17 protein-coding genes are annotated in these 17,263 nt (G+C 57.5%); 2 read left to right on the top strand and 15 right to left on the bottom strand.

Annotated features, from left to right (window positions below; translation table 11 throughout):
* Positions 1–71 precede the first annotated feature (71 nt).
* Complete coding sequence (locus B586_RS15805) at positions 72–1,028, top strand: polyprenyl synthetase family protein (protein ID WP_168162557.1); 957 nt, start codon at positions 72–74, stop codon at positions 1,026–1,028.
* Between the two features lie 160 nt (positions 1,029–1,188).
* On the opposite strand, the gene B586_RS15810 is transcribed toward B586_RS15805, so the two are convergent.
* The 10 genes from B586_RS15810 to B586_RS15855 form a co-directional block, all read right to left on the bottom strand.
* Positions 1,189–1,782: a PPE family protein gene (locus tag B586_RS15810; RefSeq protein ID WP_054879457.1), complete on the bottom strand. Its 594-nt coding sequence runs from the start codon at positions 1,780–1,782 to the stop codon at positions 1,189–1,191.
* Between the two features lie 497 nt (positions 1,783–2,279).
* Positions 2,280–2,438 (bottom strand): hypothetical protein, encoded by a 159-nt coding sequence (locus tag B586_RS21665; protein ID WP_211141508.1) that lies wholly within the window; start codon positions 2,436–2,438, stop codon positions 2,280–2,282.
* A 264-nt stretch (positions 2,439–2,702) separates the two neighbouring features.
* Entirely contained in the window at positions 2,703–3,596 is an 894-nt protein-coding gene (locus tag B586_RS15820) for a UbiA prenyltransferase family protein (RefSeq protein WP_047314336.1), read from the bottom strand.
* A 23-nt stretch (positions 3,597–3,619) separates the two neighbouring features.
* Positions 3,620–4,333: a bifunctional 2-polyprenyl-6-hydroxyphenol methylase/3-demethylubiquinol 3-O-methyltransferase UbiG gene (ubiG, locus tag B586_RS15825; RefSeq protein WP_211141510.1), complete on the bottom strand. Its 714-nt coding sequence runs from the start codon at positions 4,331–4,333 to the stop codon at positions 3,620–3,622.
* Positions 4,330–5,457, bottom strand: a complete 1,128-nt coding sequence (locus B586_RS15830; protein WP_047314334.1) for a sedoheptulose 7-phosphate cyclase — start codon at positions 5,455–5,457, stop codon at positions 4,330–4,332. Before B586_RS15830 ends, ubiG begins: the two co-directional genes overlap by 4 nt.
* The gene (locus tag B586_RS15835) at positions 5,454–5,933 is read right to left on the bottom strand and encodes an S-ribosylhomocysteine lyase (RefSeq protein ID WP_047314333.1); all 480 of its coding nucleotides are present in this window, start codon (positions 5,931–5,933) and stop codon (positions 5,454–5,456) included. The genes B586_RS15830 and B586_RS15835 overlap by 4 nt, the downstream gene beginning before the upstream one ends.
* 37 nt (positions 5,934–5,970) lie before the next feature.
* Positions 5,971–7,212 carry a sugar phosphate isomerase/epimerase family protein gene (locus B586_RS15840; RefSeq protein ID WP_054879454.1) on the bottom strand — a complete coding sequence of 414 codons (1,242 nt, stop codon included), beginning with the start codon at positions 7,210–7,212 and terminating at the stop codon, positions 5,971–5,973.
* 59 nt (positions 7,213–7,271) lie between these two features.
* The gene (locus B586_RS15845; protein WP_054879453.1) at positions 7,272–8,423 is read right to left on the bottom strand and encodes a lipocalin-like domain-containing protein; all 1,152 of its coding nucleotides are present in this window, start codon (positions 8,421–8,423) and stop codon (positions 7,272–7,274) included.
* A gap of 6 nt (positions 8,424–8,429) precedes the next feature.
* Positions 8,430–11,000, bottom strand: a complete 2,571-nt coding sequence (locus B586_RS15850) for an FtsX-like permease family protein (protein WP_054880870.1) — start codon at positions 10,998–11,000, stop codon at positions 8,430–8,432.
* Positions 11,001–11,005: 5 nt separating this feature from the next.
* Complete coding sequence (locus tag B586_RS15855) at positions 11,006–11,740, bottom strand: ABC transporter ATP-binding protein (RefSeq protein ID WP_047314329.1); 735 nt, start codon at positions 11,738–11,740, stop codon at positions 11,006–11,008.
* 342 nt (positions 11,741–12,082) lie between these two features.
* On the opposite strand from B586_RS15855, the gene mscL reads away from it, so the two are divergent.
* On the top strand, positions 12,083–12,547 hold the full coding sequence (gene mscL, locus B586_RS15860; protein WP_047314328.1) for a large-conductance mechanosensitive channel protein MscL: 465 nt from the start codon (positions 12,083–12,085) through the stop codon (positions 12,545–12,547).
* Between the two features lie 14 nt (positions 12,548–12,561).
* Here the strand turns inward: mscL and B586_RS15865 are convergent, their stop codons facing one another.
* The 5 genes from B586_RS15865 to rpmF all read right to left on the bottom strand — a co-directional run bounded on the left by B586_RS15865 (position 12,562) and on the right by rpmF (position 17,185).
* Positions 12,562–13,059 (bottom strand): MogA/MoaB family molybdenum cofactor biosynthesis protein, encoded by a 498-nt coding sequence (locus B586_RS15865; protein ID WP_047314327.1) that lies wholly within the window; start codon positions 13,057–13,059, stop codon positions 12,562–12,564.
* A gap of 60 nt (positions 13,060–13,119) precedes the next feature.
* Positions 13,120–14,505 carry a trypsin-like peptidase domain-containing protein gene (locus B586_RS15870; protein WP_082607660.1) on the bottom strand — a complete coding sequence of 462 codons (1,386 nt, stop codon included), beginning with the start codon at positions 14,503–14,505 and terminating at the stop codon, positions 13,120–13,122.
* A gap of 82 nt (positions 14,506–14,587) precedes the next feature.
* Entirely contained in the window at positions 14,588–16,204 is a 1,617-nt protein-coding gene (locus B586_RS15875) for a HAMP domain-containing sensor histidine kinase (RefSeq protein ID WP_082129358.1), read from the bottom strand.
* Entirely contained in the window at positions 16,204–16,890 is a 687-nt protein-coding gene (gene mprA, locus B586_RS15880; RefSeq protein ID WP_047314404.1) for a two-component system response regulator MprA, read from the bottom strand. Before mprA ends, B586_RS15875 begins: the two co-directional genes overlap by 1 nt.
* Before the next feature lie 121 nt (positions 16,891–17,011).
* A complete protein-coding gene (gene rpmF, locus B586_RS15885; RefSeq protein WP_047314326.1) occupies positions 17,012–17,185 on the bottom strand; it encodes a 50S ribosomal protein L32 in 174 nt (57 codons plus the stop codon).
* Positions 17,186–17,263: the final 78 nt, after the last annotated feature.

The raw sequence follows: 17,263 nt of genomic DNA on the forward strand, positions 1-17,263 counted from the left end.
GACGACGCCTAGGTCGGCACGAATTCCCTAACCCGATTGCGCATGGCTGCAGCGAACCCTATGTTGTACACGTGGGCTCACCAGTGGGGGTGCCCGCGGGGGTTAACCTTGGTGACCCACAATTCGCCGCAAGTGTCCACGATGGCGTAACCCGAATCGAAGAGCTAATCAGCAGCGAGCTCTCCCAAGACGACCAGATAATCCGCGACGCGGCACCGCATTATTTCGAAACCGACGGCACACCATTCCGGCCCCTTTTCACGGTGCTTGCGGCACAACTTGGCCCGGATCCCGATGCGTGGCAAGTCACGGTCGCGGGGGCGGCCATCGAAATGATGCACCGGGCGATGCTTCATCACAACGACGTCGCGGAAACGGCGACGGTGCGCGGTGGAACATCCAGCGCGAACACCCGCTGGAATAACAACATCGCAATCCTCGCGGGTGACTACCGGTTTGCGACGGCCTCGCAGCTAGGCTCGCGGCTGGGCCCGCGGGGGTTTCTCCTGATCGCCGAGACATTCGCCGAGCTGGTCACCGGGCACATGCGCGAGACCCGCGGAACAGCCGACCATGTTGATCCGATGGACCACTACCTGCAGTGCGTGCGCGAGAAGACCGGATCGCTGGTCGCGGCCTCCGCGCAGTTGGGAGTAACCTTTTCCGGCGCAAGTGACGAGGTGGCCAATTGTCTGTCGCGGATAGGCCGCCTGGTCGGCACCGCCTGTCATATCTCCGACGACATTGTCGCCATCGCCAGCAACTCCGACCAACCCAGCGGGTTAACGGCCACCGACGTAGGCGCAGGTCGCCCAGCGCCGCCCATGCGCAAGTCGCTGGGCAACCCCAACAACAGCATCGCCGAAGTCTTTGCATTGCTGCGAACCGCAGCGGGATTGGTTAAGGCGAAGGAAATCGTCGGCACCTACGCAGCACAAGCGCGCGACGAGCTTGCCTGCCTACCTGACTGCGCGGCTCGCCGGGCACTGTTGGCACTGGTCAATTCCACGGTCTCCCGCCACGACTAGGAGTGCGCCGCAGCCATCATTCGCTTGACGGGGTGGTACAAGGGAGCATTGCTGGCCGGTTCAATGATGCGCGCCGCCAACGGTCAGAACTCAAACACCGCCAACACCAAATCCAACAAGAGAATTAGATTTGTATTGTACTATTATATTTTCGGTGGCATCAAAGCCGTCGAAGGGATTTTATTATTATATTTTCACCGTCATCAAAGCCGCCGAAAGGGTTGGAGATCACCACCGGCACCGGCATAATCTTTGCTTCTTCAACCAGCCTCATAATATCGAAGGCAACAAACTGATAGATATTCATCGCTTCCGCATTCTGGGCCCACATCTCTTGGTACGCCCGGTCCAGCTCCATGATTTTGGTGGTGAATTGCCCCAAAAGGTTGGTTGTTTTCATGGTTAAGGCAGCCGCGCGATTCGCCACTATCGAAGCTGTCGGCACCATCAAGTTGACCGTCGTTTCGTAGGCCGACGCCGCTTGATTGAGATACTCTGCGGTCACACTGGCCGTATAGGCGTGTTTATACAGCCAGGTATAGTACCGTCCTGCCGCTGCTATAAAATTGCCCGCTGCCCCACCTTTAAACAAGTCTTCCGTCTCGATAACTTGATTTCGCCACTGCTCTGCCTCAGAACGCAACTCGTCCGCCAGACTGGCCCATGTTGCTGCAGCGATCCGTATCGGCTTAGAACCCGGACCGCGAATATTACTAACGTTGATCTCGGGTGGTAATGCGTTAAAATTTGGCACCTCGGTTACATTCTCCTCAACACTACAGTCAACATATCGCTGGCAGATCTATCGGCCAGTAGCAATCTTCTATTATTTCTATGTTGTCTTGATTTAGTTGAGTCACTAGCACTTTCTTCAAGCACTTAGTTATGTGAACGTGTACCACGCACTTGACACGTGTCAACTACACTAGCATCTCAGCACCTTTACCACAAAATCAATGGTTATGTCGCCGGGGTATCTGGGGGCCGGGTCCAGTACGTACTGATAGCGGGCGAAGATCCGTACCGCGTCCATCCGGCGGACAACCAGAGCGTCACTGACGGGAACCTTGATCCCGCCGTGGCCCATTGATCGCGAGGTCGTTCTGAACGCCGGTGACTCTGCGTTCTTCGCAGAACGCGACGAAGCTCCACAGCAGCTTATTCAGGCCTTCGACTTTGAAACCCACCGCCCGGCGCGTGGCGAGTAGTCGGTGACGTTCTCGCACAACGTGTTCATGATCGAGTCCCCGGCTAGAGCCGCATCACGTTCCGGGCACCGTCATCGGCCCCAGCCGGTGCGGTTCCCGGCCACGACCGGGCCAGCGGATGCAGAGCACCATCATCGACCTTCGCGTCGATCGCGGTGGACATCGCGCTGCGGTGGCGCAGCACCTGACCCACCTCAGACAACGACGCCCGGCCTACAGCATCGAAGAAGCCAGTGTGTGACGCAGACGATGTGCACCGATCCGGTCCGGCCCGGCATCGCAGCGGGCACTGCCGACATTATGGCCAATCACCCCCGCCGACAGCGGCCTGCCGGACGGTCGGACCGTGGTGATATCTGACTGCGCGGCTCGCCGGGCACCGTTGGCACTGGTCAATTCCACGGTCTCCCGCCACGACTAGGAGCGCGCCGCAGCCATCACCTGCTTGACGGGGCGGTTCAAGGGACTACTTAATCAGAACGAAAGTTATGATGATGAGCAATTGAGCCAGCGGATAATAACTTGCACTGTCGAACAGTTTCGCGGCTCGTCTCCCCTCGCCACTACGGCGGAGTTGCCAAGCCGGTATGAGAAGCAAATAGACACCGGCCGCGGCGCTTGCCAACAGGTACGGGATACCGAGATTGAGCGGGGAAACGAATGGCATGAATAGGCTGGTGAGGACTGTGGCTCCCAATGCGAGCAGGACGATGTTACCCGCTGTGTGCGTGCCAAGTTCTAGAGGAATGGTCTTGGCCTTGACACGTCCGTCTTCCACGGTGTCGTTCCAGTCGGCCGGTACGTTTTGTCCGCCGATCTCCCAGCAGAAGACCCAGGCCAGCACCAATAAGACCAAGGCAGCAGAGGGGTTACGTTCTACAACGAAGATGGCGCAAACAGGCCCGCTGGATTTGACCAAGCCACTGACGACGGTTCTCCAGTAAGTGACTTTGAGTAGAAGCACATAGACAGCTTCCAAAATGGCCGCTGCTATAAGGATCACCACAATGACAGGGTTAAGGAAATAGGAGCCGATGAGAGCAGCAACAAACCACAGCGCAAACCACAGGATTCCACTTCGATAACTCAGCGCCTGCCGCGCTAACGGATAGCGCAGCTCCGAAGCCTCGACGGAATAACCTGCATTGATGCCGCCTGCAAATTTCTCCTCATCTACGGCTTTGCCAACTAGGTCATTCAATGCGTAAATCGCTGTATATGCGGCAAAGCCCGTGAAGACCGAAAGCAGAATGACCCGCCACGGAGGGAAGCTCCCCAGCGCAAGCCCGGCGCAAAATGCGGGAGTGGCGAGATCCAGAACGCCATGAGTGGTCCGGGAAAGGGCCAAGAAACGTTTCATCTCCGTGACTCCGCTTTGAATTCTTAGCTCTTCTTGCTGAAATGCGCCATGTAGTTGACATCCACAATATCTGCGGCGACTTTAAACTTCTTGGTGAATGGATTGTAAATCAAGCTAGCGAACCTCACAAAATCCAGGCCGCTGGCCCGACTCCATGCTATCAATTCGCCCGGCCGGATCAATTTGCTATACGCGTGCGTGCCACGTGGCAACAGACGCAGCACATATTCGCCCCCGATGATGGCAAACAGGAATGCCTTCCGTGTGCGGTTGATCGTAGAAAAGAAGGCGTGTCCCCCAGGTTTCAGGGCTTCTGCGCATGCCGCGACGATCTGCTGCGGCTCCGGCACGTGTTCGAGCATTTCCATACAGGTGACGACGTCAAACCGTTCTGCGTTTTTCGCTGCGATCGCTTCGACGCTCTCATACAAGTATTCGATCTTTAATTTTTCTCTTCGAGCGTGATCGCGTGCGGCTTCCAGTGACTGCAGTGATAAGTCTATGCCGGTCACACGCGCGCCGGCTTTAGCTAACGTTTCCGACAAGATTCCACCACCGCATCCTACATCCAGAACTTTTGCGTTTTGAACAGCGAGTTTCTCCATGATGAATTTGGTGCGCAAGGGATTCACGGCATGAAGCGCCCCCATTTCGCCCTTCTGGTCCCACCAGGTCTGTGATACTTTGTCAAATTTCTCAATCTCGTTTCCATCTACATTATCAAAAGTTGTCATCATCCAAGGACCATCCAATCCTCAAGTGCTTTAGTCGCGTTCGATATTTCGTCATACGAAATATCGTTCAGGAAGATACAGCTTCCGATTCCTTGCGGCATGGGTACGCGTTGCAACCCGTTACGGTGATAGACGCGCTCCTGTAACGAGCCCCAGAGCAGATGCGGCTCCAAGAGTGACATATCCAACCCGACAGTGAGTTTTTCAACCAGGTCGAAAATCCGGCTCGTTTCCTCATCGGCTAGCAGATTCCGTGAGCGGGCGATCAAGACCGAAAGGAGGACGTCGAGCAACACCGCCTCACCATGTAAAAGGTCCGATGCGTGGTGGGTTTCCAATCCGTAACTAAAGGTATGACCGAAATCCATTTTGCGGTCGAGGTCTACCTCGTAGAGATTGGGCTCTAGTTCCGCAAGCATCCCTGCGACCGCACGGTCCAGGATCTCACAGCCTTCATCGTTTTGCAGATGAACGTCGACACTTTCAGGTCCGTGGGCTTCCAATAAATGGAATAAACCCGCATCTGCGATCACCGCCAACTTGATAATCTCGCAGACACCATTCAGGATGTGACGACGCGGCAGCGTACGCAGGAAGGATTTATCGAGCAGCACTTTTTGTGGAGGCTGGAAGGCGCCGAGGCGGTTCTTGTTTCCATTGAAGTTGATGCCGTTCTTGATGCCTACGGATCCATCGACATACCCCATCAATGTGGTAGGCACTTTAATATGCGGCACGCCGCGCCGATAGGTGCTTGCCACGAAAGCGACCACATCGGTCAATACGCCGCCGCCAATGGCGATGATCGGTTCGTCCCGGCGATGGATGGGGAAGGCATCTAGTTCGCGAACAATCGAGAAATAATATTCAGCAGTCTTATTCTCTTCGCCACCGGGGAATACAACGATCTTAGCCTTGATCCCATGTCGAGTGAAATAACTTCGCATTTCATCGCCATAGTGCCGATCCACGTTTTCATCAACGACCACGAAGCGACAACCATTTTTGACCTTCCCCGACGATAGCAAAGCCGTACTTTCCGGAACGAAGAGGTTCGGCGCGTTGACAACTTCGTATTCGATTACGGACGCGTACTTGACGCGCCTAGTGGACAGGATATCGGTCATACCACCCGCCGCCAGTTAGCTCGCGCATCCAGCACCTTTTTGGCGACGGCTTGGGCAAGTTCCACACTGTGATTTTCGGCGTTGCCACACTGCTGGATGTTGGCGTAGGGCACTTCACTAGCCACCAGTACATCGTTGAGGATGGCTTCATAGGTGTTGCAGATCGTTTCGACATTGCCTTCGTTATGAAGGACCAGATAAAAGCCAGTTTGGCATCCCATCAAGCCTACAGATAGAAAATTCCGTGGTAAGTATTTGAGAAAGCCATAGAGCAGGAAATGCTCGAGGGAATGCATTTCCGTTGACGATAGAAATTCGACATTCGGTTGATTGATACGCAGGTCGACACAATAGACTACGTCCCCTTTGGGTCCCTCATTTGCGGAGCGTAGTTTGACATGCGGCGCCTTCAATAATCGGTGATCGAGTTCGCCAACCGTCTCGGCCTCCCAGCCGAGCTGCTCCAGGTCAATCATAAAAACTCCTGTAGTTCTTTAGCCAAAGCAATTATTTCTACAAAAACTGCGATAGATGCTTAAAGCTATCGTTCATCGCCTTCTCCCACGACGCAACGTGATGATATAGCTCCACCGACGCATAACCGGAGAAACCGTTATCTGTCAGCGCCTTGAAACCGGAGGCAAAGTCCATCGTCCCTTCGCCAGGAACCTCATGGAAGTGAGCGATACCAGTCAAGGTATTTGCGACCATCTTGTCCATCAACAACTTGCCCTGTGTGTCCCTTGTGGTCCGTAAGTAAAGGATGATCGGTCGCGCCCTTTCGAGTACGTCGTAGCTCAGCCCAGGAACGGAAATGAGGTACGTAAAAATCTCATCGTCATGCGGCGAGGCGCTTGCATCGAGTTTTCCATAGTTCACCAGAGTGAGTTTCTTCGTAATGTTCACAGAGTCTAAGAGATCTTGAAGCCGTTTTTCCTGCGCTTTCGACGGTGCTTGATCGCAAAAATATATCGGACGGTCGGCATCCACGAGAAGATAATCCGCAAATTCAGGAAAGTAGACCAGGTAGTTGGCGAAATCGAGATCGAGCTTCATATCATCCGTCGGTTTCAGGATCTTCAGGTTATAACCACGCTGCGCGTCGGACACATGAAGGAAGCGGGTATAGGGCGCGACCTTTGCCAACGCGCCGACATAATCCTTATCTGAGCAATACAAGTGACACATATCCACATGCAATTGAAATTTGGGTGAATTCACTTCATTGATCAGGCTCAGTCCCTGTTCTATCGTTTCGATGAACATGCCCGGTTCCGGTTCGATCAACAGGGTGATGTCTTCACCGTCGTGCACACTCGCCAGGCATTGATGGATGCTGTCTACCAGCAGTTCACGCGGGTTGGCCGACGGATTCATCACATGCTCGTCGCGGATAAATCCGCTTCCAAAAGTCACCAGAGGAACATCCAGCTTGCGAGCGAGGTCGATGCCGCGGCGGATCAGGTCAATGCGGCGTTTCCGGCCCGCCAGATCGGGACTCATCAGGGATGGTTCGTGGGGACGGGACGGGCTGAAGAAATGGGAAGCCGTTGCCACGCAAGCGGCTTTGGTCTGCACGGAGGACAGTCGCTTCTTGATCTCGCCAACGTATTCATCGGTCAGGTTGAACGGGTTGAAGTGGTCTCGGTGAAAAGCTAGCTCGATTCCGGGGTATCCGGACTTGTCTACTTCGGTAATGGAATCCAGGAAGTCAATGTTGGTTAACCCGAAGGTACTGTAGCTGAGTTCAATCATTGTCCTCGCTCCACAAGTCGATTATGCGTGTGACCAAGATAAGGGCTCTTGCCCGAACTTCACTGCGGCGATCGCGAATAGCCCGTCATTTCAACATAGCCCCGACCCTTGATGGGTGTATCCCGATAATGTCCGTCAAACGCCACCGCCCCCTCCCAATAGGTAGTTGATAGCGGCGATTCCTGATTAGGCATCAAGGCGGCCCCGGAAAGCGTCAAGCCTATCCGATTGATCTCGATTTCCCACCGAATGGGATACGTGGCGCCACCACGGTGGCTCGTCCAACGATCCTTGGTTGTCAAGCGCCAATCGGATAACCCCAGATGGGTTACAGTGCCATCGCTGGCGATGAAAGAACCACTAGATGCTGGCTTCACACTCCCATTAGATTCCCGAATCTGAAACATCATCAAGGCTGTCCCATTATCAAATTGCAGCGAGAACCAGTCCCAACCGACATCTTCGGCACCCAAAGCACTACTACCGTACTCGTGATCGTTCCAACTCAGACCACTAACGGCGAATTTCTCGCCATCAACCGTCACGGTTCCCTGTGTCTCCTGCCGCACTATCGAATAGTAGTACGTGGCGTTTCCAGCTTGCTCACCTTTGGTACTTAGCCCCTCATTTCCGTGCAGAATAGGAGGTAGGGTGGGACGCAGGCTCAGATCAACAGTAGCGTGGTCCGTTTTCGCTACAATCTGGATCGAATTATGTTCTGCTTCGCGCACGTACCAGTCTTCCAACCACACTGCATAGGGTTGCGCCCTGGCGCCGGCTAGCCCCACCGCCTCCCGGCTAAATTTCTCTGCAGGATAAAACGCTCTCTTAGCAATGTCGCTCACGGCGAAGTGCGCTGAATAGACTTGACCAGTACGCCACGAGGATGCGTCGGCAGTGGCTGCCATCTTCCCAGGAGGCGCCAAAGCCCGGCGGAAAAAGGTGAGCTGGTACCCAAATAGCCTCCCATCAGCGGTTGCCAGATTTCCGGTGTAATACCACCATTCACCTTGGTAATCGTTGTGCGGCCCGAGGTCGCGTGGAAATCTAACGCCACCCGCTTCGGTGGCCAAGGCATATCCAGCCGTATTTTCGTCGGACAACATGCCAAGTAAGGATCCAGTAGCCGCTACTGGCCTTTCCGGCCGTTGCCACCACCCTACCGCCACCAAAACAAGAAGCGTAACAAGAACCAAACCTATCCTTTTCATGTCCTGTTACTCTTCTCGAATAGCCGAGGCAATGCTCAACCGCGCCGAGCGCCAAGCGGGATAGACACCCGCCGCCAGCGCAGCGACCACTGCCACTAAGAAGGCCTGGCCAAAGTACTTAAATTCAAACTGCATCTCCAGAGTCCAACCAAATGAGCGGACGTTAATAATGTGAATGAGAATCCACGCCAATACAAAGCCCGCCGGCAGCGCTATCAAACCAGCCATCCCACCCATTAGGCCGGCCGCAAGGCAAACCAATCTCCACAGTTGACGTCGGCTCATGCCAATTGCACGAAAAACGCCCAATTCATGTGCTCGTTCCAACGCCAAACTCAGCAAAGCGCCTAATACTCCAATAAAGGCGACCGTTGTGGCCACCAATTGTAATGCACGGGTCACAGCAAAGCTGCGATCAAAAGTAGCCAGTGCCGCTTCGCGAAGACTACGGCTCGATTGAATCACAATATCTTTTCGGCCCGCGAATGTTGCGTGCAGTTGATTCAGCAATCCATCGACACTGACACCCGGTTTCAAAAAGAGAGCCATGGTCGTCACATCGACGTCGTGCCAACGGGACCGATAGGTCGCCTGATCCATCAGTACCACCCCTTGATCTGAGGTGTAATCGGAATAAATCGCTAAAACGGGGAATGTTCGGGGTCCCGAGTCCGTCATCAGCGTTATCGGCTCCGGCGGAGTCCGCAAATTTTGCCGTGATACCAATGGCTCCGATATCATTACTCCTTCGCCGGCCGAGAAGCGCTGCCACAGCGTCCGCTCGTCACCGCCAATCCAGCGATACGGCCGCTTGCCGTCAGATATATCGCCCGAGACTGCGGTCAGGTCGACCTCTCGCCCCCAGTCGGGGGCAAAGACGGCCGCAAAACGACTCGTAACTGCCTCACGTACGCCCGGCCATTCACTCAAAATCCGAACGGCATCCGCTGGCAAATTACCGCTGGGGCGAGTGGAAACTAAGGAAGGTGCAGACACGTAGATATCCGTTTGCAACGTCATCCCGAGCCAGCTGGCGAACGTTTGCCGAAATGAACCCACCATCAGCGAGACGCCGACAATCACCGAGACGGCCGTCATCAAAGCGCCAATAGCGACAGAGGTTCGGCTCAGTGAGCGCACGATATCTCGCGGGGCCATCCATCCCAGTGGACCGAACAAGCGGCCGAGCAGAGGAGCTACGCGCAACATCACTAACCGGGCCACCGGCGCCGCTATCAGCGCAAAAGCAGTTAGAACGGCACAGAAACCAATGAACGCCAAGACCAAGTTCTTGCCCGGCCACCACAACATTAATGCGCCAAAGCCACCCAAACCGAACCCCGCAGCCCACAACCACGGTACGAGCGTGGTTACTTTGCCTTCTAGGGCTGATCGACGCAAGGTATTGGCCGGGGTGCTGCGCATCGCTTCTACAGCAGGCGGCAGGGCGGCTAATAGCGCAGCAATGATGCCGATGACCAGTCCTTTCAACAGACTTTCAGTCGACAAAGCCACCTCACGTACATTGACGACAAAGTAGAGATCATTGATGGATTGAGTCACGAGGCCAATTAAGCTTTCGCCGAGCCAAACTCCGAACAAGAGGCCCAATCCGCTGCCGAGCAGTGCCGCGACGAGGGTTTCAGTCATTACCAGCCAAAACAACTGGTCACGAGTGACACCCAGACAGCGCAACATGCCAAACAGCCGACGGCGTTGCACAACATTGAACGTTACGGTGTTGTAGATCAGAAATGTGCCAACAAGCAAAGCGATCAAACTCATGGCGGTCAGATTGACAGTAAAGCCTGTCATCATCTGTTTCATGGCATTGTTTTGAGCAGCCGCCGGCTCTAGACGGACACTGCTCGGCAACCTTTGCTTGATCTGCATGGCAGTGGCCTGATCTTTGATTATCAAGTCGATGTGACTAAATTTGTCAGGCATGTGAAACAGCTCTTGAGCGGTGGCAATATCGGCGAGGACTAGGTCTCGTAACCGTTGTCCTGTAATTGCATCTACTGGTGTAATGAGGCCCACCAAGGAGACGGTGGTGGGTGTGCCTTCCACTTGTAGTGTGAAGCTGTCACCCGGTGCCAAATGATACTCTGTCGCCACATCTCGACTTAGAATGACGCCATTCGGCCGGATGAGAAAATTACTTGCCGCCTGAAGATCTTGCTGTCTCCATATATCGGGGCGAAAAGGTGGCTCCGCAAAAGGGTCGACCCCCATCAATCGCATGACGCGATTTCCCATTTTGGGAGCCAACACATATCCTTCAATCACCGGAGCGGAAAAATCATATCCTTGTTTGCGAATATCCAGGTAGACCTGTTGGTCGAGGCTGCCGTCACGGCCGCCAACCACGCGATGTGTAGCTTTTCCCATGACGGCGTCGGCGGAGATGTCAAGAGCGCGTTGGGCTGAGCAATTGGACAGGTCAATAGCCACGATCATGGCCACCCCTAGGGCAATTCCTAGGATCAAAAGAATATATTGAAACGGCCTTTGGCGCGCCCGGCGCCAAGCCGTTCTCCAAAGCGGTAGATAGGCAAACGCCGTGCGGTTTTTCATATCAATCACATAATCCGACCCGAGCCGATCCGGTCGCTCACTTCGGTTTCTTCGGCCAAATCGGGCACCAATTTACCGCCATGCAAATAGAGAACTCGGTCAGCCTGATAAACCACTGCCGGATTGTGTGTAGCCATGATCAATGTCTTACCTGCTTGGCGCGTGAGCTCAAGCAGAAGTTCCAATACCTTATCTCCTGTTTTGTTGTCGAGGTTACCCGTGGGTTCATCGGCGAGGACCAGGACCGGATTGTGCGCCAACGCCCGACAAATGGCCACCCGTTGTTGTTCTCCACCCGAGAGTTTATCGGTGAGAACCCTTTCACGACCGGCCATATCCACTTTTTCCAATAAGTCGCGAGCGGCATTCGCCGCTTTTCGTTGCGGCACCCCAGCTAGCTCTTGAGGCAAGGTAATGTTTTCGAGCACCGTAAGAGTGGGTATAAGGTTAAAGAATTGGAAAACGAAACCGATCTGATCGCGCCGGAAAAGCGTTCTCTCGCGCTCACGCATTTTGGTGATATTAAAGTTGCCGATTATGACGTCACCTGCGGTCGGTTGTTCGATGCCACTGATGAGGTTGAGCAGCGTGCTTTTGCCGCTGCCGCTATGACCCAATAGCACCACAAACTGGCCTGGTTCAAAATCAGCATTGACGTGGTCTAGGACGTGGCGCTCGGCTGCGCCTTCTTGGAAACTCCGGCTTAAGTCCCTCAGCTGAACAAGGGGAGGCTGGCTCATACGAGTCCTTTTGCTGGGTACGGTGGCGGTAGTTTAGCGCCGATCGTTCACCTTCGGGATATTTTTACGCGCGTGTCAATCAACGTTCATAGGATGCCCGCCGGCCGCCGTCGTGATGGTGAGCGCTGACGCAATGTTGCAGCGGCTCAAGGCCTCCCGCCCAGGCGACAGGACCGATTCGGTGCTTGTCAGCTCGCCACGGGTGATCAGTCGCCAAGCTATCCACCATCGGGTCGGGCAGTCAGCCGGGCTGGGGCGGCTTCGCCGGTGTCCCCCGACGGGTTAGGTTTTGTTGGGTTTCCAGTGCTGGATTAACAGATGCCACTGCAGAAAGGACATCCCATGTTCAGAGGGTTCAAGGCGTTTCTCTCGCGGGGCAACATCGTCGACCTGGCCGTCGCGGTGGTTATCGGTACCGCGTTCACCGCGTTGGTCACCAAGTTCACCGACAGCATCATTACGCCGTTGATCAATCGGGTCGGCGTCAACCAACAGACCAATCTCGGCGCCTTGCGGATCAGCATCGGGGGCGGTCAAGCCATCGACTTAAACATCGTGCTGTCAGCCGCGATCAACTTCTTGCTGATCGCTGTGGTGGTGTACTTCCTGGTCGTGCTGCCCTACACCACGCTACGCAAGCGCGGTGAGGTCGCGCAGGCCGACGCCGACCACATCGGGGCCCAAGTCGTCCTACTCGCCGAAATCCGTGATCTTCTCGCCCAAAGCAACGGGGCCCCGTCCGGCAGGCACGTCGGTGCAGCTGATCTGACGCCACCCCCAAACCACGAACCTCGCGCGGACACCTGACCACAGGTGCCGGTCTAGATCTCCAAACTCGACAATTGCCCGATGATCTGGGCGGCCAGCGGATTCAGTGTCGCCATTCCGTCGCGCACCGCATAACGGGAGCCGGCGAGGTTGACCACCAACGTACTTCCCGAGACGCCGGCTAGACCCCGCGACAATCCGGCATCGACAATTCCCGCGGACAGCCCCGAAGCGCGGATGGCTTCGGCGATACCCAGGATTTCCCGATCCAGAATCTCGCGGGTGGCCTCTGGAGTGACGTCACGTGGCGTAACACCGGTTCCGCCGACCGAGACCACCAGGTCCACCCCACCGATCACTGCAGTGTTCAATGCGTTGCGTATCTCGACCTCGTCAGCCGCCACCGCCACCACACCGTCGACGACGAACCCGGCCTCGGTCAACAGCTCGGTGACCAGCGGTCCGCTGTGGTCCTCGTCCCCATGCGCGGTGCGATCGTCGACAACGACGACAAGTGCCCGGCCGACTACCAACTCCGCACCCTTTTCCATGGGTGCAACCGTATATCCGAGCTCGGACAATTGCTTATCGACTGGCGCGTTAGCTTTCAATTACTGTTCCGCCTTGCCGAGAGTGACCTGGACCGTGCGGCTGCCACCGGAAGGATCCTGGTAGGTCAGCGACACCTTGTCGCCGGGTGCCTTGGACCGCACGGCGGCAACCAACGCGTCGGCGCTACTGATCGGGCGGTCGTCGACTTTAGTGAGAACCACACCCTTGGGCACACCGGCATTCGCGGCCGCGCCACCAGCCACCACGTCCATAACCTTGGCGCCCGGGGTGCCTTTGTCGGTGGTCACTTGGACACCCAGCGACGCATGCGTCGCCTTGCCGGTGCTGATTAACTCGTCAGCGATGCGCTTGGCTTGGTCGACGGGAATCGCGAAGCCAAGCCCGATCGAGCCGCTCTGTGCATCACCCGAATCAGCACCGAGGGTGGCAATAGCGGAGTTGACGCCCACCAGCTGACCGCCCATGTTGACCAGCGCACCACCGGAGTTACCCGGGTTGATCGCCGCATCGGTCTGAATCGCGTCCAACACGGTATTTTGGTTGCCCGATTCGCCGGTCGTCGACACGGGCCGGTTGAGCGCGCTGACGATTCCGGTGGTCACCGTGCCCGCCAAACCCAGCGGTGAGCCGATAGCCACCACCGGCTGACCCACCCGCAGATCCGAGGAGGAGCCCACCGTAATCGGGGTCAGTCCGGAAACACCCTGAACCCGAACCACCGCGATATCGCTGGTGGGATCGGCTCCGACCACCGTGAACGACGCGGTGCGGCCGTCGGAGAAGGTCACCGTGGTTTTCGGCGCCGGACCACCGCCAGGACCGGCCCCTGGTTTGGCGGCAGCCGCAACGACGTGGTTGTTGGTCAAGATCAGCCCCTCGGCCGACAAGATGATGCCAGAGCCCTCCTCGGATTGGCGACCCAAATCGGTCTCCAGCATGACGACACTGGGCACCACCTTGGCCGCAACTTGTTCGACGCTGCCCGACGGCGTGTTCGCCGCCGGGACGCTGGCAGCCGACCCGGTCACCGGGCCGCCGCCATTGCCGCCCGCGACGTGCGTGCCCAGCTCAACGACCGTCGCCGCCGCGCCGCCGATACCGGCCGACACCACTGCGATCACTAGTGCGCCAACGGCCAACATGCCTGCGCGAGGGCGTCTTTCGGCTATCCGCCCGGGCGGAGGCAGCGGCGGAATCATCGACGGCATCGGGACCGGACCCGCACCACCGATCCGCGGCATAGGACCCGTACCACCGAATGGCTCATAGGGTCGGCGGTACTGCTGCGACTGCTGATAGCGCCAGTCGAATTGCTGCTGGTACGGCTGCTGCCCCTCGGCGTACGCGGGCGGCACGGGCTGATTAGGCGCGCTACGGTATCCCGGCTGCTGCGGCGGTGGCGAATACCTCGGGTGATTCGTCATGTCGCTAAGTCGCTCTTCCTCTATGTCGGCTCATCTGGGCAATTCGGCTCATGCGGGCCGCTTTTTTAACAGTAACTGCCAACTACCTTGCCCGCGCGGACTGAGAGTCCACTGAGATAACGTTCGCCGAATCCCGAGAGTTCGCCGACTGACCGGAAACCTGCACGACCGGGTCCGTCTTGTCTGGGGAATTGGCTTCGCCCATGTCCTGCGCCGCGGGCGTGGGGTACGCCGAAATCGGCATCGGGCGTCCGGGTAGCAGCACGTAAATCGACGTTCCCGGGGTCTGCGCTCCCGGCACGGTGTCTTCGACGCGAAGCAAACCCCCGTGGTTGAGGACCACCTGTTTGACGATCGCCAACCCAAGGCCCGAACCCGGCAACGACCGTGCGGTCGTCGATCGGTAGAAGCGCTCGAACACCAGACGGCGCTCTTGCGGCGGAATCCCCGGACCGTAGTCGGAAACCACCAGCTCAGCGTGCGACGGGTCGAGCTGGCGCATCGTGACGCCGACGTGGCCGCCCGGCGGGCTCCACTTGGCCGCGTTATCCATGAGATTCAGCACCGCACGCGACAGCCCGGCGGCATCACCATAGACCTGCCATCCGATGACCTGGACGTCGAAGTGAATATCGTTGCGCCGCCGCCTGACCCGCTCCAGACTGCGGTCAAGGACCTCGGACATGTCGACCGGCTCGTGCACCACCTGCCCGGCGTCGTCGCGGGTAAGGTCCACCAAATCGCCTACCAGCGTGGATAATTCTTCAATCTGCGCGAGTACATCGGCACGCAGGTCCGCCATCTCCTGGTCGGGTAGCCGCGGCGCTCCGGGAGCCATCGAGGCGATCAGCAGTTCGACGTTGGTTCGCAGCGAGGTCAGCGGGGTGCGCAACTCATGTCCAGCGTCGGTGACCAGCCGCGCCTGACGTTCCCGAGACTCGGCCAATGCCCGCAACATCAAGTTGAATGCCTCAGTGAGCCTGGCTAATTCGTCACTGCCGAACACCGGGATGGGCCGCAGGTCGTCGGTACGCGCCACTCGCTCGGCCGCTTCGGTCAGACGCCCCACCGGACGCAGCCCCGCCCGAGTCACCATCCCCCCGGCCACCGCGGCGACCACGACACCAATGCCTCCGACAATCAAAAGCACCCAGCGCAGTTTGGTCATGACAGCTTCGGTTGGCCGCAAGCTCTTGGAGATCAGCAGCGAACTGCCGTTGGGCAGGTGGATGGCGAGTATTCGTTGGTCCGACGCGGTGCGCTGCGACATGAACAGCTCACCACGGATGACAGCTTTCTCCGCCGTTCCGACCGGAAGGGTCTGACCCGGCTGATTGGCCGTGTAAATCGAGTGGCCCGGGTTCACCAACATAGCGTTGACATCCGAATAGGCAGTGCCCTCAATGGCCTTGCCGGGGTCGGCTGCCAGCGAACCACTGGCGATCAGCAACTGCGCCCGGCTCTGCAGTTGGTTATCGATGTCGCTGTACAGCGCGGCCGAGATCACCGCGTAGACGGCGAATGCCATCAAGACGACGACCATCGCCACCATGGACATTGCTAGCAGCATTACCCGCCACCGCAGGGATAACGAACTGGTGGCGATCGCAAGCGCGGCGGAGCCGGGCGCAGCGGGTCGCCGCTCATCAAACCCCGTGGCTCGCAACGGTGCGCGCCGGCGCCGGGCAAACCGGACCATCAGGGCGGCGTCTCCCTTAGCACATAACCCACTCCACGTACGGTGTGGATTAGCCGCGGCTCACCATCGGCCTCCGTTTTGCGGCGCAAATACCCAACATAGACTTCCAGCGCATTGCCCGAGGTCGGAAAGTCAAATCCCCACACCTCTTCGAGGATGCGGCTGCGCGTAAGTACCCGCCGCGGATTAGCGATCAGCATTTCCAGCAATGCGAATTCGGTACGGGTCAAGCTGATCCGGCGTTGCCCGCGGGCGACTTCGCGGGTCACCGGGTCCAGCGTTAAGTCGGAAAAACTCATCGCCACGGACTCGGCAGCGTCATCAGGCTTGGTGCGGCGCAGCAGCGCCCGCATCCGCGCTAACAGTTCTTCAAGGGCAAACGGTTTAGGCAGGTAGTCGTCGGCGCCGGCATCCAGGCCGGCGACCCGTTCGGAGACCGAATCGCGGGCGGTCAACACCAGGATCGGCAGGTCGTCGCCGGTGCTTCGCAGCTGACGGCAGACCTCTAAGCCGTCCAGACGCGGCATCATGACATCGAGAACGAGAGCGTCCGGCCGATCGCTGGCAATCATCTCCAGCGCCTCGACCCCGTCGTGGGCCAGTTCGACCGAGTAACCATTGAACGAAAGCGACCTGCGCAGCGACTCGCGCACCGCGCGATCGTCGTCAACGACAAGTATCCGCACGGCCACTAGTTTCGTCCCGGCGCCTGAGAGCGGCCTGAGAGGCGCGCTGAGCGCTGAATCGCAATCTTCCAGTCGACGACGCGCACGTCGACCCCGTTACGCGGCAACGGGGGAATCGGGATTAACGCCGGTCGAGGTCGATAAGACCAAGACGGGCCGCCTTGAGCAGTCTGCGGGGCACTTTGTGCCGCTGACCTGCCACCGTCACACCGACAAGCTCGGTCCGGGTGGCCTTCCACTGCGCGCGCCGGCTTCGGGTGTTCGCGCGCGACATCCTGCGCTTGGGTGTCGCCATGGTCGGGCCTTACTCCTCGGTTGGGGTTGACGATTGCCACTAAGGGTAGTCGGTGACCTGCTGGTCACCAAAATGACC

This window comes from Mycobacterium haemophilum DSM 44634 (genome assembly GCF_000340435.2).
Lineage (GTDB): Bacteria > Actinomycetota > Actinomycetes > Mycobacteriales > Mycobacteriaceae > Mycobacterium > Mycobacterium haemophilum.